Annotated in this window: 16 protein-coding genes; 7 read left to right on the forward strand and 9 right to left on the reverse strand. The window is 67.8% G+C overall.

The genetic code is table 11. The annotated features are described in order from the left end of the window. The first annotated feature begins 21 nt into the window (after positions 1–21). On the forward strand, positions 22–702 hold the full coding sequence (locus ABS64_RS10760) for a TetR family transcriptional regulator (protein ID WP_036289870.1): 681 nt from the start codon (positions 22–24) through the stop codon (positions 700–702). Then, positions 699–1,202, forward strand: a complete 504-nt coding sequence (locus tag ABS64_RS10765) for a hypothetical protein (RefSeq protein ID WP_292683503.1) — start codon at positions 699–701, stop codon at positions 1,200–1,202. The genes ABS64_RS10760 and ABS64_RS10765 overlap by 4 nt, the downstream gene beginning before the upstream one ends. A gap of 6 nt (positions 1,203–1,208) precedes the next feature. On the opposite strand, the gene dxs is transcribed toward ABS64_RS10765, so the two are convergent. The 5 genes from dxs to dut all read right to left on the reverse strand — a co-directional run bounded on the left by dxs (position 1,209) and on the right by dut (position 8,100). Beyond that, on the reverse strand, positions 1,209–3,188 hold the full coding sequence (gene dxs / locus ABS64_RS10770; protein WP_292683504.1) for a 1-deoxy-D-xylulose-5-phosphate synthase: 1,980 nt from the start codon (positions 3,186–3,188) through the stop codon (positions 1,209–1,211). A gap of 86 nt (positions 3,189–3,274) precedes the next feature. Beyond that, a complete protein-coding gene (locus ABS64_RS10775; RefSeq protein WP_292683506.1) occupies positions 3,275–6,112 on the reverse strand; it encodes an aconitate hydratase in 2,838 nt (945 codons plus the stop codon). A 202-nt stretch (positions 6,113–6,314) separates the two neighbouring features. Then, the gene (locus tag ABS64_RS10780; RefSeq protein ID WP_292683508.1) at positions 6,315–7,073 is read right to left on the reverse strand and encodes a DUF3159 domain-containing protein; all 759 of its coding nucleotides are present in this window, start codon (positions 7,071–7,073) and stop codon (positions 6,315–6,317) included. Then, positions 7,070–7,654: a DUF3710 domain-containing protein gene (locus ABS64_RS10785; RefSeq protein ID WP_005049491.1), complete on the reverse strand. Its 585-nt coding sequence runs from the start codon at positions 7,652–7,654 to the stop codon at positions 7,070–7,072. The genes ABS64_RS10780 and ABS64_RS10785 overlap by 4 nt, the downstream gene beginning before the upstream one ends. Then, positions 7,651–8,100, reverse strand: a complete 450-nt coding sequence (gene dut / locus ABS64_RS10790) for a dUTP diphosphatase (RefSeq protein WP_292683511.1) — start codon at positions 8,098–8,100, stop codon at positions 7,651–7,653. The genes ABS64_RS10785 and dut overlap by 4 nt, the downstream gene beginning before the upstream one ends. Positions 8,101–8,112: 12 nt before the next feature. On the opposite strand from dut, the gene ABS64_RS10795 reads away from it, so the two are divergent. Then, positions 8,113–8,589, forward strand: a complete 477-nt coding sequence (locus ABS64_RS10795; protein WP_005049489.1) for a DUF3093 domain-containing protein — start codon at positions 8,113–8,115, stop codon at positions 8,587–8,589. A gap of 43 nt (positions 8,590–8,632) precedes the next feature. Here the strand turns inward: ABS64_RS10795 and ABS64_RS10800 are convergent, their stop codons facing one another. Then, a complete protein-coding gene (locus ABS64_RS10800) occupies positions 8,633–8,923 on the reverse strand; it encodes a DUF4193 domain-containing protein (protein WP_005049487.1) in 291 nt (96 codons plus the stop codon). Positions 8,924–9,170: 247 nt separating this feature from the next. Here ABS64_RS10800 and sepH point away from each other — a divergent pair, with 247 nt between their 5' ends. Then, on the forward strand, positions 9,171–10,211 hold the full coding sequence (gene sepH, locus ABS64_RS10805; protein WP_005049486.1) for a septation protein SepH: 1,041 nt from the start codon (positions 9,171–9,173) through the stop codon (positions 10,209–10,211). 30 nt (positions 10,212–10,241) lie between these two features. Here the strand turns inward: sepH and ABS64_RS10810 are convergent, their stop codons facing one another. Next, complete coding sequence (locus ABS64_RS10810) at positions 10,242–11,378, reverse strand: alkaline phosphatase family protein (protein WP_292683515.1); 1,137 nt, start codon at positions 11,376–11,378, stop codon at positions 10,242–10,244. A gap of 72 nt (positions 11,379–11,450) precedes the next feature. Here ABS64_RS10810 and ABS64_RS10815 point away from each other — a divergent pair, with 72 nt between their 5' ends. Next, a complete protein-coding gene (locus ABS64_RS10815; protein ID WP_292683517.1) occupies positions 11,451–13,895 on the forward strand; it encodes a DNA topoisomerase IV subunit A in 2,445 nt (814 codons plus the stop codon). 6 nt (positions 13,896–13,901) lie between these two features. Here the strand turns inward: ABS64_RS10815 and ABS64_RS10820 are convergent, their stop codons facing one another. Next, positions 13,902–14,564 carry a response regulator transcription factor gene (locus tag ABS64_RS10820; protein ID WP_061683142.1) on the reverse strand — a complete coding sequence of 221 codons (663 nt, stop codon included), beginning with the start codon at positions 14,562–14,564 and terminating at the stop codon, positions 13,902–13,904. A 458-nt stretch (positions 14,565–15,022) separates the two neighbouring features. On the opposite strand from ABS64_RS10820, the gene ABS64_RS10825 reads away from it, so the two are divergent. Continuing rightward, positions 15,023–15,946 (forward strand): histidine kinase, encoded by a 924-nt coding sequence (locus ABS64_RS10825; RefSeq protein ID WP_292683520.1) that lies wholly within the window; start codon positions 15,023–15,025, stop codon positions 15,944–15,946. A gap of 289 nt (positions 15,947–16,235) precedes the next feature. On the opposite strand, the gene ABS64_RS10830 is transcribed toward ABS64_RS10825, so the two are convergent. After that, positions 16,236–18,311, reverse strand: coding sequence for a DNA topoisomerase IV subunit B (locus ABS64_RS10830; protein ID WP_292683534.1), 2,076 nt, complete (start codon positions 18,309–18,311; stop codon positions 16,236–16,238). A 189-nt stretch (positions 18,312–18,500) separates the two neighbouring features. On the opposite strand from ABS64_RS10830, the gene ABS64_RS10835 reads away from it, so the two are divergent. Next, positions 18,501–18,719 carry a hypothetical protein gene (locus ABS64_RS10835; RefSeq protein ID WP_005049478.1) on the forward strand — a complete coding sequence of 73 codons (219 nt, stop codon included), beginning with the start codon at positions 18,501–18,503 and terminating at the stop codon, positions 18,717–18,719. Positions 18,720–18,877 lie beyond the last annotated feature (158 nt).

Genomic DNA, 18,877 nt, shown 5'->3' on the forward strand with positions numbered 1-18,877 from the left:
ACGTTGTGATATTTTCCGAACATGTTCACTTCTGAAGGGCCCGCGTCTACGAAAAGCGAACGCACGCGTGCCCGGCTTCGCGAGGTGGCGCTCGCCTCGTTTCGCGAGCGCGGATACGAAGCGACGACCATGCGCCTCATCGCGCAGGAGGCGGGCGTGTCGGTGGGTAACGCCTACTACCACTTCGCCACCAAGAACGACCTGGTCCAGGAGCTGTACCTCGACGTGCAACGCCGCCATCGGGCGGCGGCCGAACCGACCCTCGCCGACACGGACGATCTCGTCGAACGCATCGCCATCGTCTACCGCACCGGGCTCGACGAGCTGACGGCGTACCACGAGCATGCGGCGGAGTTCCTCTCTGCTGCCGTCTCCCCACGCTCGGAGATCAACCCGCTCGCCGAGGCGTCCGGCCAGGCGCGCGCCATCACGGAAGCACTCTTCGGGGAAGCGGTGGACGGCGCACGTTCCGGAACCGTCCCGAGCGATCTCCGTCAGGCGCTGCCCACGGTGCTCTTCCTCGGGCATCTCCTGCTGGCGCTCTTCTGGGTCTACGACCGCTCCGACGGTCAGCAGCGGACGCGGCGCCTGCTCGATCGCGGCCTGGCACTGCTGCGGACGACGCTGCCGCTTGCACGATTGCCCATCGTGCGCGGCGTCGTCCGCGAGCTTCTGGAGCTCATCGCCGAGGCCGGGCGGTGAACCCTCCGTCGGCAGCGGGCGCGTTCACGCGCGACCAGCTGTGGCGCGGTGCGCTGCACGCCTGGCTCGGGTTCGTGACGCTGCTCACGATCGCTGCTTTCGTGTGGGCAGCGCTTGCCAGCATGAGGCCCTTCACCCCGCCAAGCGTCGGCGCGGCGGTCTACGCTGCCGGCTGGGTCGCCGCTGTCGGCGGCGTCGTCTCGATCTTCGTGACCGTCCTGGGACTGCCCGTCGCCGCGCTTGTCGGCTATGCGCTTCGCGGCGTGCGTCGCCGATGGGTTCATCTCAGTGCGTTCGCTGCCTTCGGCATCGCCATCGGTGCGACGGTGGTGAGCATCTTCACTGCGATGTCGCGACCGGCGATGCTCGATCCTGTGATGGTCGGCGTTGTCATCGCGGTGTGCGCGGGCGCGACGGTCTACGGCCGATGGCAGGCCGACCGAACGCCGAATCGACGTGATCCCCCGATCGAGGAGGAGGATCGCCCGCTCCGCGGCTGACGGGGTTCAGCCCCGCGCGTCGCCGTGGTCGGCGTGTTCGGAGCTGTCGGCGCCGCCCCGCACGGTCCAGATCGCCCCAGTATCGGTGGACGGACGGGCGATCGGAATGCGGGTGCCGAGCACCTGCGCGACGACGTCCTGCGCGATCTTCGCGGCCGACAGGCCGGCGTCTTCGAGGATCTGCTCCCGGCTTGCGTGATCGATGAAGGCATCGGGCAGGCCGAGCTCGTCGACTGCCGTGTCCACGCCCGCCTCGCGCAGCACCTGACGCACGCGCGTTCCGACACCACCCACGCGGATGCCGTCCTCGATCGTGATCACCAGGCGATGGGCGGCAGCGAGCTTCACGATCGAGGGCTGCACGGGCACGACCCAGCGCGGGTCGACGACGGTCGCTCCGATCCCCTGGGCACGGAGGCGCTCGGCGACCTCCACCGCGAGCTGCGTCATCGGGCCGATGCCGACGAGCAGAACATCCTCGGCGCCGTCCTGCCACAGCACGTCGACACCGTCGGAGAGGCGTTTGAGGGCCGGCTGATCCACCGCGACGGCGCCCTTCGGAAAGCGGATCACCGTGGGCGCGTCATCGACGGCGATCGCCTCGTCGAACTCCTCCCGCAACCGCGCCTCGTCGCGGGGCGCGGCGATGCGGATGCCGGGCACCAGCTGCAGCATCGCGAGATCCCACACACCGTGGTGGCTGGGGCCGTCGGGTCCGGTCACACCGGAGCGATCGAGAACGAACGTCACGCCCGCGCGATGCAGGGCCACATCCATCAGCACCTGGTCGAAGGCGCGGTTCATGAACGTCGCATAGATCGCGACCACCGGGTGCAGTCCGCCGAAGGCGAGGCCTGCCGCCGAGGCCACCGCGTGCTGCTCGGCGATGCCCACGTCGTAGACGCGGTCGGGGAAGTGCTGCGCGAACGGCTGCAGGCCCGTCGGACGCAGCATCGCCGCCGTGATCGCGATGACATCGTCACGTCGCTCCCCCGCCGCCACGAGGGCGTCGGCGAAAGCGTCGGTCCACGCGACGGCATCCGAGGAGCCTAGCGGCTCGCCCGTCGCCGGGTCGATCTTGCCGACGGCGTGGAACTGATCGGCCTCGTCGTTGCGTGCGGGCTCGTAGCCGCGGCCCTTCTCGGTGATGACGTGCACGATCACCGGGGCACCGTAGTCCTTGGCCAGCTGCAACGTCTCCTGCAGCGCGACCAGATCGTGCCCGTCGATGGGACCGAGGTACTTGATGTCGAGGTTCGAGTACAGCGCCTCGTTGTTCGAGAAGCGCGAGAGGAATCCATGCGTGGCGCCGCGGACACCACGGTAGACGGCGCGCCCCATGGGCCCGAGTCGACGGAAGAAGGATGCCGAACTCTTGCGCAGGCTCTCATAGCCCTCGGTGGTGCGCACCCGGTTCAGATAGCGAGCCATCCCCCCGATCGTCGGAGCGTAGGAGCGTCCGTTGTCGTTGACGACGATCACCAGATTGCGATGGTTGTCGTCGGAGATGTTGTTCAGTGCCTCCCAGGTCATCCCGCCCGTCAGCGCGCCGTCACCGACGACAGCGACGACGTGGTGATCCTTGCGGCCGGTGCGGGTCAGCGCGCGCGAGATGCCGTCCGCCCAGCTCAGCGAACTCGACGCGTGCGAGGACTCGACGACGTCGTGGACGCTCTCCGCGCGTTGCGGGTAGCCGGCGAGTCCGCCGCGCGAGCGCAGGCCGCGGAAGTCCTGGCGGCCGGTGAGCAGCTTGTGCACATACGACTGATGGCCGGTGTCGAAGACGAAGGGGTCGTCGGGTGAGTTGAAGACCCGGTGCAGCGCGATGGTGAGCTCTACGACACCGAGGTTCGGTCCGAGATGACCGCCCGTGCGCGCCACGTTCTCGACGAGGAAGTCACGGATCTCGTGCGCGAGCTGCTCGAGCTGCTCGGTGGACAGGGAGTCCAGGTCGCGCGGACCGGTGATCGAAGCGAGCAGACTCATCCTCCGAGTCTACGTCGCCCAAACGCCGACGCCCCGGCATCGGCGTCCCCTTGCGGGGACCGATGCCGGGGCGTTATAACCGGCGCTCAGACCAGCGAACGCAGCACGTACTGGAGGATGCCGCCGTTGCGGTAGTAGTCCGCCTCACCGGGGGTGTCGATGCGCACCTTGGCGTCGAAGACGATCGTCTCCTTGCCGTCCGGCGAGAACTCGCTGGGGGCCGCCGTGACCTTCACGGTCTTCGGGGTGACGCCCTCGTTGAGCTTCTCGAGGCCCTCGATCGAGACGATCTCGGTGCCGTCCAGGCCCAGCGACTTCCAGCTCTGGCCCTCGGGGAACTGCAGCGGCACGACGCCCATGCCGATGAGGTTGGAGCGGTGGATGCGCTCGAAGCTCTCGGTGATGACCGCCTTGACGCCCAGCAGCGACGTGCCCTTCGCGGCCCAGTCGCGCGATGAGCCCGAGCCGTACTCCTTGCCACCGAAGACGACGAGCGGGGTGCCTTCGGCGCGGTAGTTCTCGCACGCGTCGAAGATGTACGACTGCGGGCCGCCCTCCTGCGTGAAGTCACGGGTGAAGCCGCCCTCGACGATCTGACCGTCGTTGACCGCGGCGACCAGCTCGTTCTTGAGGCGGATGTTGGCGAACGTGCCGCGGATCATGACCTCGTGGTTGCCACGACGCGAGCCGTAGGAGTTGAAGTCCTTCTGCGCGACACCGTGCTCGGTGAGGTACTGCGCGGCGGGCGTGCCGGCCTTGATGTTCCCCGCGGGCGAGATGTGGTCGGTGGTGACCGAGTCGCCGAGGGTCGCCATCACCCGAGCGCCGTGGATGTCCGTGACCGGGGTCAGGTCCATGGACATGCCCTCGAAGTACGGCGCCTTGCGCACGTACGTCGAATCGGCATCCCACTCGAAGATGGGGCCCTCGGGGGTGGGCAGGCTCGTCCAGCGCTCGTCACCGTCGAACACGGTGGCGTACTGCTTGATGAACTGGTCGCGCGAGATCGACGAGTCGATGACCTCCTGGACCTCGTCCGGCGAGGGCCAGATGTCCTTGAGGAACACGTCGTTGCCCTCCGAGTCCTTCCCGAGCGGATCGGTCTCGAAGTCGAAGTGCATCGAGCCGGCGAGGGCATAGGCGACGACGAGGGGCGGCGAGGCGAGGTAGTTCATCTTCACGTCGGGGCTGATGCGGCCCTCGAAGTTGCGGTTGCCCGACAGCACGGCCGTGACGGCGAGATCGTTCTCGTTGATCGCCGCCGAGACCTCTTCGATGAGAGGTCCGGAGTTGCCGATGCAGATGGTGCAGCCGTAGCCGACCGTGTAGAAGCCGAGGCCTTCGAGGTCCTTGTCGAGGCCGGACTTCTCGTAGTAATCGGTGACGACCTTGGAACCGGGGCCGAGCGTCGTCTTCACCCACGGCTTCTGCTTGAGGCCCTTGTTGCGCGCCTTGCGGGCGAGAAGGCCGGCGGCGATCATCACCGACGGGTTCGACGTGTTGGTGCACGAGGTGATCGCGGCGAGTGTCACCGCGCCGTTGTCGAGCAGGTAGGAGTCGCCCGCGGGCGACGTGACCGGCACCGGGTTGGATGCCGCGGCGGGGGCGCCGCTGGAGATGCGTACGTCGCGCGTCGCGGGCTCCTCCTCGCCCGGGGTGGAGCCCGGGTCGGATGCCGGGAACGAGTGGATCGAGTCGAGGTCGACGATCGAGTTGGACACCGACGGGGTGGTGTAGTTGACGATGTCCTTCTCGAACTGCGTCTTCGCCTCGCTGAGGAGGATGCGGTCCTGGGGACGCTTCGGGCCGGCGATCGACGGCACGACCGTCGAGAGGTCGAGCTCCATGTACTCGCTGAAGACCGGCTCGCTGTCAGCGTCGTGCCAGAGCTTCTGCTCCTTGGCGTACGCCTCGACCAGGGCCACCGCCTGCTCGTCGCGTCCCGTGAGGCGCAGGTATTCCAGCGTGACGTCGTCGATGGGGAAGATCGCCGCGGTCGAGCCGAACTCCGGGCTCATGTTTCCGATGGTGGCGCGGTTGGCGAGCGGGACGGAGGCCACGCCGGCACCGTAGAACTCGACGAACTTGCCGACGACGCCGTGCTTGCGGAGCATGTCGGTGATGGTGAGCACGACGTCCGTCGCCGTCACGCCGGCGGGGATGTCGCCGGTCAGCTTGAAGCCGACGACGCGCGGGATGAGCATCGAGACGGGCTGGCCGAGCATGGCGGCCTCGGCCTCGATGCCGCCGACGCCCCAGCCGAGCACGCCGAGACCGTTGACCATGGTCGTGTGCGAGTCGGTGCCCACACAGGTGTCGGGGTAGGCGCGCAGCACGCCGTCCCTGCCCGTGCGGTCGTAGATGACCTTCGCGAGGTGCTCGATGTTCACCTGGTGGACGATGCCGGTTCCCGGCGGGACGACCTTGAAGTCGTCGAACGCGGTCTGGCCCCAGCGCAGGAACTGGTAACGCTCGCCGTTGCGCTCGTACTCGATCTCGACGTTGCGCTCGAGTGCGTTCTCGGTGCCGAAAAGGTCGGCGATGACGGAGTGGTCGATGACCATCTCGGCCGGCGACAGCGGGTTGATCTTCGCCGGGTCGCCACCGAGGGCCGTGACGGCCTCGCGCATGGTGGCGAGATCGACGATGCAGGGCACGCCGGTGAAGTCCTGCATCACGACGCGCGCCGGGGTGAACTGGATCTCGGTATCGGGCTCCGCATCGGCATCCCAGTTGCCGAGGGCCTCGATCTGCGACTTCGTGACGTTGGCGCCGTCCTCGGTGCGAAGGAGGTTCTCGAGCAGCACCTTCAGGCTGAACGGGAGCTTCTCGTACCCGGCGACGGTGTCGATCCGGTAGATCTCGTAGTCGGTGCCACCGACCGTGAGGGTGCTCCTGGCTCCGAAGCTGTCAACAGTGGACACGTCTGCTCTCCTTCGTTGGGAGTTCCTGAGGCCGCGGGCTCAGTCGGTCGGCGGGGTCAGGGTCGGGCATGGACGGCCGTCGCCTGATTCTCCATCATCCCCGCCGCCGCGGCGGCGGGCTAGTGAGGTTGTCCTTACCCGTGGATGGCGCCTCTGGCGCATCACGGGCGAAGGAATTTATCTTGATGTCAAGATAAATCTATCACGCCTCGGATGCCGCGCTGGCGTCATGGTGGCGCGGATAGACCGCCCGCACGGCCAGCCAGGTGACGGCGACGAGCGGGGCGAACAACGGCAGTCCCATCACGAGCTTCAGGGTGCCGAGCGTGGTGACATCGCCAGCGAAGTAGAAGGGAAGCTGCACCGCGAGGCGCAGGTAGAACAGTGCGGCCCAGGCGATCGCCAGCCAGAAGAACACCCGGCGCTTGCGCGGATCGCTGCGCCAGCGTGTGCTCTCGTTCATGAGGAAGCCGACGGCCAGTCCGATCAAGGACCACCCGACGAGAGCCGAGATCAGAAACGCCGTCCCGTAGGCAGCGTTGGTGATGAGGCCCGGGACGAAGTTGTCCTGTCCTCGGCCGGTCCACAGTGCGAGGGCGGCGGCGGCACCGGTGGCGATGAGTCCTCCCAGTGCGGCACTGACGGGCGAGCGCTGGATGAGGCGGACGATCGTGAAGATCGCCGCTGCGCCCACGGAGATCGCGAGCGAGAGCGTGAGGTCAGCCGTGGTCGTGAACAGGATGACGAACGCGAGTCCGGGCAGCACGCTCTCCAGCACGCCTCGCCAGCCGCCCATGGCGGCCCAGACGACGTGTCCCGTGTGCGACTGTCGGGACGGATCGAGGCCGGCCCGTCGCGCCGCATTGCCCAGTGCGCTTCCGAGAAGATCCGACGCCGACGGCGGTGGCGGCGTGAGCGGATCGGATGCCGCGTCCTCGGGCTCCTGCGCGGGCGAGCTCATGCGGTGCCGGGGGCGGCGGGCATCTTCAGCGGAATGAGGTCGCGCGGCGGCATGGGGCTGCCGCCTCGCACCACCACGATCGAGCGGAAAAGATCCTCCACACGCGCAGCCGCCTCGACGTCGGTCGTGGCCGCTCCCCCGATCACACCGCGCAGGAACCAGCGGGGTCCGTCTACGCCGACGAACCGTGCCAGGCGCTTGCCGGCCACCGCGTCGGGCCCGCTCACCACGGGAACCTCTGCGAGCAGTTCGGCGCCGAGCGGGCCGTGGCGCTCCTCCACCCGCCCGCCCTGCTGGCGGATCTGCTGGCGGATCTGGTCGCGGGTCTCCTCCCACAGTCCGCTGGAGCGCGAGGCGGCGAACGGCTGCACCTGCAGGGTCGAATCGGCGTAGTCGAGCCCGACCGCGACGATGCGCTTGGTCTGCTCCTCGACTTCGAGGCGAAGGTTCAGTCCCTCGCGCGGGAGCACCTTGATGCCACCGAGATCGATGTAGGGGCGAACGGGGTTCGCCTCCGCCTCGTCGAAGGGGCCCGTCGACGCGCGGTCGCCTGTGCCGGTGGGCTGCAGTTCATCGCTCATGCGGTGACTCCTGTCTGATAGCCCGTCGAGCCGAACCCGCCCTCGCCGCGTGCGGTGTCGGGCAAGTCGTCGACGGGGAGGAAGCGGACGCGGGGAACGGGCATCACGATCAGCTGAGCGATGCGGTCGCCGGCGGCGATGTCGTACGCCTCGCGCGTATCGGTGTTCAGGAGCGCGACCTTGATCTCACCGCGGTACCCCGCGTCGATCGTTCCGGGCGCGTTGACGATGGTGATGCCGTGCTTCGCGGCCAGACCGCTGCGGGGCACGACGAAAGCGGCGTATCCGTCCGGCAGGGCGATGCGCACGCCCGTGCCCACCAGTGCGCGGGCGCCCGGTTCGAGTCTCACGCTCTCGGAGGAGACCAGATCTGCGCCGGCGTCGCCGGGATGTGCGTAGACGGGAACCTGCGGCGCGATAATGGGAACGTCCACGGATTCGATCACTCCACGAGGGTAATGCACATCGCCGCTCCAGCCGCTCCCGTTTCCGACGTCCGCTACCGCGAACGGCTCAGTCCGTCGCTGTGGACGCTGCTCAGCTCGGCGGTGGTGGCGCCGATGGTCGCACTGGTGTTCGTCCCGCTGGATCCGACCATCGCCCTCGCCGCGGGAATCGCCGTGGGTGCGGTCCTGATCTGCCTGCTCGTCTTCGCGTCTCCGGTCGTGGAGGTGCGAGGCGGCGAGCTGCGAGTCGGTCGCGCGCATATCCCGGTCGATCAGCTGGGCACCGCCGAGCCGTTGTGGGCAGACGAGGCGCGTGCTGCGCGTGGTCCTCAGCTGTCCGCGAAGGCATGGCACATGTTCTGCGGCGGGATCGACCCCGTGGTTCGCGTTCCCGTCCTCGATCCCGGCGACCCCGTCACGGAGTGGGTGTTCGCGACGCGCACGCCTGACCGGGTGGTCGCCGCGATCACGCGTGCGCAGTCGCGCTGAGATCAGCTCGACAGCGGGATCGGCTCTGCGGGGCCGAGGGTTCTCAGGCGCACTCGATGCAGACGGCGCCGCCCGCGATCTCGTGGTCGATCTGGGTGCGGTGCTTCACGAGGAAGCACTCGACGCAGGTGAATTCGTCTTCCTGCGGCGGCAGGACGACCACGTCCAGCTCCAGGTCGGAGAGGTCGGCGCCGGGCAGCTCGAAGCCGGAGGGGTTGTCGGCATCCTCGACGTCGACGGCCCCGGACATCTTGTCGGGAACGCGCTCCTTCAGAGCCTCGATCGACTCGCTGTCGTCGTCGGTCTTACGGGGGGCGTCGTAATCGGTCGCCATGCTCTCAACTTCCAGGTGTGTTGCCAAAGTGCCGACTCGCGGCCGGGGGGACCGACGTGGGGCGGCGATAGTTTGCACGACGGGTTCGGATTTCGCAAATGATCGTCGTGTGCGTGCCCGCTTCCGGCGGGTGCGTCGCATGGAACTCGCGGCGCGCCCGCGATATTCCCGAGTGCGGCGAAGTGCTGTGACAGCATGGCCCCGGCAATCGAATCGTGCCCGAACAGGGAACGGGAGGGTGTTTCGCATGGAACAGCTCAAGGTGATCGGAACCGAGGAAGGTGTCCTCGTTCTCGCCACGGAGTCCGGCGAACGGTACGCGCTGCCGATCGACGAGACGCTGCGCAGCCAGCTGCGCCGCGCACAGCGCGACAACGAGCCGCGTGCAGCGCGACCGAGCCCTCGCGACATCCAGGCGCATATCCGTTCCGGTATGTCGGCGCAGGAGGTCGCGGAGCTGCTCGGCGCTCGTCTGGAGGACGTGCAGCGCTTCGAGCGTCCCGTTCTCGCCGAGCGTGAGCACATCGTGGGCCAGGCGTTGGCCGTCCCGGTGCTGATCGCGGGAGAGCTCGATGCCGCGGCGCAGCCGACGTTCGGTGTCGCGGTGCGGGCCAAGCTCGCCGAAGCGGGCGCGAGCGGTGAACGGTGGACCAGCTGGAAGGACGAGGACGGCTGGGTCGTCAAGCTCGAGTTCACGGCGAACGAGGTCGACCACGACGCACGGTGGGGCTTCGACCCGCGCCGCAGCAGTCTCGCTCCGCTCAACGCCGATGCGACCCAGCTCTCTCGTCAGGGGTCGCTCCCCGAAGGACTGATCCCCCGCCTGCGCGCGCTCGATGCGTCGCCGCTGAAGGATGCGTCGCGGTTCGACTCCGGTGCGTTCGTCCCGCGGCGTCTGGACGCCGATTCCCTCGCTCCCGAAGCGGACATCACGCGGCCGGACGTGCGCGTGCCCGTCGCGCCCGCGGTTCAGGATGCCGCGATCAAGCGCGCTCCCGACCACGCGGTCACATCGGCCGAGACAGCAGACCTCCTCGAGGCGCTGCGCCGCCGTCGCGGCCAGCGTGAGCCCATGCCCGCGGAGGAGTCGGCCACGGAGCGTCCGCACTCCCCCGTGGCCCTGTTCGACGCACTCGAGCCCGGCTACGACGAATCGGCGACGGATGCCGAGGACTCGGCATCCGCGATGGAAGACACCGTCATCAGCGATTCGTCTCGCCGCAAGGGGCGCACCTCGATGCCGTCGTGGGACGAGATCGTCTTCGGAGCGCGCACCGAAGACGGGTGAGTCGCGTCGAGGTCGGCGCGGGACGGATGCTCAGCCCTTCGCGAGCGCGCCGAGTCTGATGAGCGGGACGATGCGTTCCTGATCGGTCAACGATCCGTGCTGGCCGATCATCCGCTGTGGCTTCTTGTCGGCCAGGCGGTCGTCGTAGTAGGCCACCGCGCTGCGGGCCGCGACGAGCACGTCGCCGATGCGGGGGCGGACGTCGGGGTGCACCGCGGCGCCGTACAGGCCGGCATCGATCGCTTCGTCGCGCGTCATCACCCACGAGCGCGACTGCTCGGCCTCACTCCAGCGCTCCGCGACGGCGCGAGACTCGCGGTCCTCCGTGTAGAGCTGCAGCATTCGAGGCTCCCCCGCCACCAGCCGCACACCCTGGAGCAGCGGATCGCCGTCCCGCAGCAGCACCTGCCGATGAGCCGGCACGTCGACCATGCCGTGGTCAGCCGTGACGAGGGCGCCGACACCCGGGGCGAGCTGAGCGTCGAACCGGCGAAGGTCCGCGTCGAGCTCCTCCAGTCCTTGCAGCCACTGCGCGGACTCCCACCCGTAGGCGTGTCCGAGGGTATCGAGCTCCGGGATGTACACGTAGACCAGTGCGCCGGGGTGCGCGGACGCGCGCGCCGCGGCAGCGGCGAGACGCTCGGACGGCGTCGCGGCGGCGACGAACTCCGCCCCGCGCTGGATCGCCTGCGTGAAGCCGCTGTCGCGATACAGCCCCTTGGTCACCACGAAGGTGGGACGTCCGGCGTGGGCTTCCCGTTCGAGCAGGGGCGCCGAGCGCTGCCAGGTCATCGGGTCGAGTCCGTCGCTCTCCCACCCCTTGAGCTGGTTGGGCGCGATATCGGTCCCCGGGATACGGGCACGGTATCCGACGATTCCGTGGGCGCCGGCGTCGGTCGCCGTGAGAAGCCCGGTGAGGGCCGTGGCCGTCGTCGAGGGAAAAGTGCTGCGCGCGGCATCCTTCTTCGTCATCGCGCCCGTCAGAAACCGGGCGTGTCCGGCCCGGGCAGTGAGGTTCCCGCGACCGAGACCGTCGACGAGGATCAGGATCGCCGATCGGGCCGGCGCGAACCAGTCACCGTCGCCCGTCAGCGACGCAAGCAATTGCGGCACGATGGCGGTGAGGCTCCGGGCTGTGGGCGGGTCCGCGGGTAGGCTGAACGACATCGGGGCCAGTCTCGCACATGGCGCGCGGCCCCACTTCCCGGCCCACCCGAGCACCGAGGGAACCGCAGATCCATGGCAGCTTCGCGCACCGCGTCCATTCCTGAAGACCACGGCCGCATCGAGGATGTCGATGTCTCCGCCGAGATGCAGGACTCGTTCCTGGAGTACGCGTACTCGGTCATCTACTCGCGCGCTCTCCCCGATGCCCGCGACGGTCTCAAGCCGGTGCAGCGGCGCATTCTGTTCCAGATGGCGGATATGGGGCTGCGACCCGACCGGGGGCACGTCAAGAGCGCCCGCGTCGTCGGCGAGGTCATGGGAAAGCTGCACCCGCACGGCGACTCGGCGATCTACGACGCGCTCGTGCGCCTCGCTCAGCCGTTCGCGCTGCGCGTGCCCCTGGTCGACGGCCACGGCAACTTCGGTTCGCTCGACGACGGGCCCGCGGCGGCGCGGTACACGGAAGCGCGCCTGGCTCCGGCCGCGCTCGCTCTCACGGAGAACCTCGACGAGGACGTCGTGGACTTCGTGCCCAATTACGACGGGCAGTTCCAGCAGCCGGCCGTCCTCCCCGCCGCCTTCCCCAACCTGCTCGTCAACGGCGCCTCCGGCATCGCGGTGGGCATGGCGACCAACATGGCTCCGCACAACCTCAACGAGGTCGTCGCCGCTGCGATCCATCTGCTCGAGAACCCCGACGCCACCACCGCCGAGCTCATGGAGTTCGTCCCCGGACCGGACCTCCCCGGCGGCGGCATCATCGTCGGACTCGACGGCATCACCGAGGCGTACGAGACCGGACGCGGAACCTTCCGCACGCGGGCGAAGACATCGATCGAGTCGCTCGGCCCCCGCCGCACCGGCATCGTCGTGACGGAGCTGCCGTACATGGTGGGCGCCGAGCGCGTCATCGAGAAGATCAAAGACGCGGTCAACGCCAAGAAGCTCACGGGCATCGCGGACGTCAACGATCTCACCGACCGCAACCACGGCCTGCGCCTCGTCATCGGCATCAAGACCGGCTTCGATCCCGCGGCCGTCCTCGAGCAGCTCTACCGGCTCACCCCGCTGGAGGACTCCTTCGGCATCAACAACGTCGCCCTCGTGGACGGGCAGCCGCAGACCCTCGGTCTCAAGCCGCTGCTGCGGGTTTACCTCGATCACCGTATCCAGGTCGTGACGCGCCGCAGCCGCTACCGCCTCGCGCGCAAGCAGGAACGCCTCCACCTCGTCGAGGGTCTTCTCATCGCGATCCTCGACATCGACGAGGTCATCCAGGTCATCCGCACCTCCGACGACACCGAGCAGGCGCGAGCGAAGCTCATGAGCGTCTTCGACCTGTCGCAGGTACAGGCCGAGTACATCCTGGAGTTGCGCCTGCGGCGTCTCACGCGTTTCTCCCGCATCGAGCTGGAGTCCGAGCAGGACACGCTCAAGAAGGAGATCGCCGACCTCCAGGCTCTGCTGGCCAGCGATGTGCTCCTCCGGCAGCACGTCGCCCGAGAGCTGGATGCCGCGGCCGAGACCTTCGGCACACCCCGTCGCACCCTTCTGCTCAACGGCGGACCCGTCGCGCCGCGCTCACGCAGCGCCGCACCGGTAGACCTGCAGATCGCCGACTCCCCCTGCCGCGTGCTCCTGTCCGCGACCGGGCGGATGGTGCGCGCCGAACTCGGCGAGTCCGGCGAGATCGTCGCTCCGACGCGGCGGGCGAAGCACGACGGCATCCTCTCCGCTGTGGACACGACCACGAGGGGCGAGCTCGGCGCCGTGACGACGCGCGGCCGGCTGGTGCGCTTCTCGCCCATCGATCTGCCGTCGGTGCCGGCCAATGCCGTCCAGCTCGCAGCGGGCACCCGCGCCGACCAGTACCTCGGTCTGGGATCGGGTGAGCACGTCGTGGCCGTCGTGCCGTTGGGTGACGTCGTCATCGCGCTGGGCACCGCACAGGGAGTCGTCAAACGCGTCGCGACCTCGGAGCTCGCGCCCGGAAAGCACGAGGCCGAGATCATCGCGCTGAAGGACGGCGACCTCGTTGTGGGTGCGGCCGTGGCCCCCGACGGCGCTGAACTCGTCTTCGTGGCCTCCGACGCTCAGCTCCTGCGCTTCGAGGCTGCGAGCGTGCGGCCGCAGGGGCGCGCGGCGGGCGGCATGGCCGGCATCCGTTTGAGCGCGGGAGCCGCCGTCGTGGCCTTCAACGTGGTGACCGAACCGGCCGATGCCGTGGTCGTCACGATCGCCGGTTCATCCCAGGCGATCGCCGGGACCGACGCGGGCAGCGCGAAGGTGTCGATGTTCGACGAGTTCCCGCCGAAGGGTCGCGCGACCGGCGGCGTGCGCGCTCAGCGTTTTCTGAAGGGCGAGGACGTCCTCACTCTCGCCTGGATCGGTGCGCAGCCGCGGGCATTGGCGGCGGACGGCGCCGTGCGTACCCTGCCGGAGCCGGGGGCGAAGCGGGATGCCTCCGGACAGCCACTGGATGCGGTCGTCGCGGCCGTCGGCACGGCGATCGCCTGACGGTCGTCAGCCCAGAGAGACGAGACCGTACTGGGTTGCGCGGATCAGCACTTGGATGCGATCGCGCACGCCCCACTTCGCCGTGATGCGGCCGAGGTGTGACTTGACCGTCGCTTCGGACACGAACATCGCCGCGGCGATCTCCGCGTTGGACATTCCCAGCGCGAGAAGCGTGACCACTTCCAGCTCCCGTTCGGTGAGCTCCTCCTCTCGGCCCAGCTGGCGCGGCGCGGGAGGTTCGTTCTGCTGCACCGAGCTGACGAGTTCTTTCGCGACGCGTGGCGAAAGCACGTAGCCGCCCTCGTGAGCGAGGCGCGCGGCGTCGAGGATGCGGTCGGGCGACGTGTCCTTCACCAGGAAGCCCGCGGCGCCGGCACTGAGCATCGGGACGATGACCCGCTCCGAGGAGAACGTGGTCAGCGCCACGATCTTGATCCCGGGAAACTCCCGCGTGAGGCGCTGGGTCGCCTCGATGCCGTCCATCTTGGGCATCTGCACGTCCATGAGCACGACATCGGGGTGCGTGCTGCGCACCAGCGCGATGGCGTCGATGCCGTTGTCGGCCTCGCCGACGAGATCGAACCCGTCTGAAGAGTCCAGGAAGACGCGCAGTGCGGCGCGCACCAGCGACTCGTCGTCGACGATGATCACGCGAATCGGTTGGGTCACAGCACCATCTTACGAACCGCGCGATGTGCACTCTTCCGATCGATGTCGACGAAAGTCGCCATTGATGTAGCCATACGTCGGTCGTGCGAGATGACCTCCGTTTGAAGAATCGATTCGAGAGATTGCAGGAGGTGAAACACATGTGGTACTGGATCGGACAGCAGCTGGGTCTCTGGAAGTAAGTGGCGGCGCATTCGCGAGATAATCGCGATGTGACCTCCGTCCGTCAGAACCTGCTCCGTTATGTGCGGACGCCCTTTTGGGCATACGAGCCACTACGCCCGTTGGCGCGTCGGCTTGTCATTATTCTTGTCGCTGCGGCGGTTGTGATCGACTCGCTTTTCCGGGCGAGTACGGGAATCGCCACCAGCGTGGTTTCAGCAATCGTGACGACGACCATCACGTTGGCTGTCGCTATCTTCGCGTGGCGGCCGCCGGTCGCGACAGTCGTCCTCTCCGTGGCTGCTCTCATCGCCGGCATCACCGGAGTCTCCGACAGCCTCCTTGCGGGGGCAGCAGTCGTGGGGCTGGTTGCGTTCACCTGCAGCGCGATGCTCACCGCCGTGTACGTCGTGACATTGGCGGCATGGCTCGCCGCCGTTCTTGCTCGGCCCGAGACCGGGTTCCAACCCCTCGGCGCCTTCGTCATAGCCCTCCTCAGCCTCGTCAGTCTCTCGATCGGGCTGGCGATCCGGCGACAGTTCGAGAGGGCTCAATCTTTGGCATTACAACTCGAGGTGAGCGAGCGAGAGGTCGCGGAGCAGCTCAAACACGAACGAGACCTCATCGCGGACGAGCTGCACGACATCGTCGCGCACGAGATCACCATCGTCGCTCTGCACGCCGCGGTCCTGGACCGCACCGAAGACATGCTGACGCGGTCGCAGTCGCAGACGGCGATCCGCGAAGCGGCGGTGCAGGCGCTCACCGACATCCGTCGCGTGCTCGGGATGGTTCGCGGTGAAGAGAACCTCTCCCCCGAACGTGTGTCTTCGCCGGACGGGATCACGGGCACCATCGCTGCCGTCACGAAGGAACTCGGACAGGCGGGTATTGCGGTCACTGCGGACGTGCCCGCCGACCTCCGACTGCCGAGCGCATCCCTTGTTGCGCTGACCCGTGTCATCCGCGAAAGCGCGACGAACGTGCTCAAGCACGCCACCGGCGCCCACACGGTCTCCATCGTTCTCCGTGTCGAGCGCGGTTGGGTGCACCTCACCTTCGCTGACGACTCACCGCCGGCGCGCACCGCCGGACTCCCGGCGTCGGGCTACGGCATCATGCGTCTTCGAGAGCGCTTCCGACTGTTCGGCGGCACCTTCGAATCGGAACGGAAGTCCCAGGGGTGGGTCGTGAGCGCGTCACTGCCCCTTTCAGGCTGATCAGGAAAAAACTTACGCATACGCGTCGAAGTAGACGAAAGTCGCAGTCGGTTCCACCGATGGTTCACGTTGGCGCCGCCTATGCGCGCCTAACCTTTTGCTAGCCGAAGAACTGATCCCCAGTCGGTTCTTCACAGGGCACGGCGCGAGACGTCCGTGATTTCGGGGACGAAGAGACCGTTCGGGGCTCGACGTCATCCGGATGTCCCCCGTAGCCGCGGCGATGGCCCGAGACCGAATCCCCCCCAGATCGGTCTCGGGCCCCGCGTCGTTGAGGGTCCGGACGAGCTCAGGCGTCGATGGCCTCACGGTCGAGTCGGTCGCTGGAGGTGACGATGAAGTCGCGTCGCGGTGCCACATCGCTGCCCATGAGCAGTTCGAACACTCCCGAGACCGCCTCGGCATCCTGAACGCGTACGCGCCGCAGCAGTCGCCCCGCACGGTCCATCGTGGTCTCGGCGAGCTGATCGGCATCCATCTCGCCGAGTCCCTTGTAGCGCTGCACCGGCTCCTGCCAGCGCCGTCCCGACTTCTGCACCTTCGCCAGCAGCGTGTGCAGCTCCTGCTCCGAGTAGGTGTAGATCGTCTCGTTCGGCTTCGAACCGGGATTGACCACGATGACGCGGTGCAGCGGCGGGACGGCGGCATACACACGCCCCGCTTCGATGAGGGGGCGCATGTAGCGGAAGAACAGCGTCAGCAGGAGCGTGCGGATGTGCGCGCCGTCGACGTCGGCGTCGCTCATCAGGATGATCTTGCCGTAACGCGCCGCTTCGAGATCGAAGCTTCGGCCAGAGCCCGCGCCGATCGTCTGAATGATCGCCGCGCATTCCGCGTTGGAGAGCATGTCGCTGATCGAGGCCTTCTGGACGTTGAGGATCTTGCCGCGAATGGGCAGCAGCGCCTGATACTCACTGTTGCGCGCGAGCTTCGCCGTGCCGAGGGCCGAGTCGCCCTCGACGATGAACAACTCCGACTGCTCGACGTCCGAGGTCCGACAGTCGGCGAGCTTCGCGGGCAATGACGACGACTCGAGGGCGTTCTTACGGCGCTGGGTCTCTTTGTGCGTGCGGGCCGAGATTCGCGCCTTCATCTCGGACACGACCTTGTCGAGCAGCAGCGCGGTCTGTGCCTTGTCGTCGCGCTTGCTCGAGGAGAATCGCTCGGCGAGCTCCTTGGCGACCACATTCGCGACGATGGCGCGAACAGCGGGCGTGCCCAGGATCTCCTTCGTCTGGCCCTCGAACTGGGGTTCGGGCAGTCGCACAGTGAGAACGGCCGTCAGACCGGCGGTGATGTCGTCCTTCTCGAGCTTCTCCCCCGCGCCGACCTTGAGGCGTCGAGCATTCTGCTCGACCTGACTGCGGACGACCTTCATCAGGCCCTGCTCGAAGCCCGCCTGATGCGTTCCGCCCTTGGGTGTCGAGATGATGTTCACGAACGAGCGCGTGACCGTCTCGTAGCCCGTCCCCCAGCGCAGCGCGATGTCGACCTCGCATTCGCGCTCGACGTCGGTCGGTACCATCGCTCCGCCCGCCTGCAGCACGGGCACGGTCTCAGTGAACGTGCCCGACCCGGTCAGTCGCCAGGTGTCGGTGATCGCCGCATCGGGCGCGAGGAAGTCCGCGAACTCGGAGATGCCGCCGTCGTAGCGATGGGACGTTTCGACGATCTCCTCTCCGCGCTGATCGATGATCGCGATCTCCAGACCCGGGATGAGGAACGCCGTCTGACGCGCCCGCTGCTCCAGCTCCTCGGCGTGGAATGTCGCATCCTTGGTGAAGATCTGACGGTCGGCCCAGTAGCGGATGCGCGTTCCGGTGACGCCCTTGGCAGCCTTGCCGACGACCCGCAACTGCGAGGCCTTCTCGAACGGGGTGAACGGCGACTCGGGCCCGGGCCCCGCGAACTGGCCGGGCTCTCCACGACGGAACGACATCGCATAGGTCTTGCCGTCGCGATCGACTTCGACATCCAGGCGCTCGGACAAGGCATTGACGACGGAGGCGCCGACGCCGTGCAAGCCACCCGACGCCGCGTACGAGCCGCCGCCGAACTTCCCGCCGGCGTGCAGCTTGGTGAAGACGACCTCCACGCCGCTCAGCCCGGTTCGCGGCTCGACATCGACCGGGATGCCGCGCGCACGGTCGCGGACCTCGACGCTGCCATCGGAGTGCAGGACGATGTCGATTCGCGAGCCGTAGCCCGCGAGGGCTTCGTCGACCGAGTTGTCGATGATCTCCCAGACGCAATGCATGAGCCCGCGCGAGTCCGTCGAGCCGATGTACATGCCGGGACGCTTGCGGACAGCCTCCAGGCCCTCGAGCACCTGGAGGTGGTGGGCGGAATACTCGGCGGTCACAATCCTCAAGCGTATCCAGCCCCGCGGACACCTCGGCTGCGACACACAGAGGCCCCGACGACCGCGGACGATGAGCGCGGGGGCGGGGTACGCGCACAGCGAAATGTGACCGGATCGCGGCATTGCTGACCCCACGGCGTGGTTATATGTCATGACATCGCACCGCATCTCATGTACCGAGGAGGAACCGAAATGAGCATGTCGACCACCGCTGAGCCTGACGTCCTCGAGTACCGACTGACCGCGACGGACCGTTGCGACTCGTGCGGAGCCCAGGCCTACATCGCGGCCGAAGTCAACGGCAGCGAACTGCTGTTCTGCGCGCACCACGGACGCAAGTACGAAGAGAAGCTGCGCGCAATCGCGACGTCGTGGCACGACGAGACGGCTCGTCTGGCCGACGCGCGCTGAGCCCTCACACGTAGACTGGCGGAGTTCTCCTTTTCCGTCCGTCCCCGGAAGGACTCTGTCATGGCGCCTCGAGGCCTTCCTCTCCTGCATCGTTTCGAAGTGCTCTTCGAGCGTGCCCGCGGGCTCGATATCGCATCGGTGCGTGAGAGGGCGCGGTT

It is taken from the genome of Microbacterium sp. SCN 69-37 (assembly GCF_001724435.1).
Lineage (GTDB): Bacteria > Actinomycetota > Actinomycetes > Actinomycetales > Microbacteriaceae > Microbacterium > Microbacterium laevaniformans.

Coding starts and splice junctions, on each gene's coding strand:
- dxs (WP_292683504.1), bottom strand. CDS start 3,188: ATGAGTCTGCTCGCTTCGATCACCGGTCCGCGCGACCTGGACTCCCTG.
- ABS64_RS10795 (WP_005049489.1), top strand. CDS start 8,113: ATGCACATCGCCGCTCCAGCCGCTCCCGTTTCCGACGTCCGCTACCGC.
- ABS64_RS10835 (WP_005049478.1), top strand. CDS start 18,501: ATGAGCATGTCGACCACCGCTGAGCCTGACGTCCTCGAGTACCGACTG.
- sepH (WP_005049486.1), top strand. CDS start 9,171: ATGGAACAGCTCAAGGTGATCGGAACCGAGGAAGGTGTCCTCGTTCTC.
- ABS64_RS10785 (WP_005049491.1), bottom strand. CDS start 7,654: ATGAGCGATGAACTGCAGCCCACCGGCACAGGCGACCGCGCGTCGACG.
- ABS64_RS10815 (WP_292683517.1), top strand. CDS start 11,451: ATGGCAGCTTCGCGCACCGCGTCCATTCCTGAAGACCACGGCCGCATC.
- ABS64_RS10800 (WP_005049487.1), bottom strand. CDS start 8,923: ATGGCGACCGATTACGACGCCCCCCGTAAGACCGACGACGACAGCGAG.
- ABS64_RS10810 (WP_292683515.1), bottom strand. CDS start 11,378: ATGTCGTTCAGCCTACCCGCGGACCCGCCCACAGCCCGGAGCCTCACC.
- ABS64_RS10760 (WP_036289870.1), top strand. CDS start 22: ATGTTCACTTCTGAAGGGCCCGCGTCTACGAAAAGCGAACGCACGCGT.
- ABS64_RS10780 (WP_292683508.1), bottom strand. CDS start 7,073: ATGAGCTCGCCCGCGCAGGAGCCCGAGGACGCGGCATCCGATCCGCTC.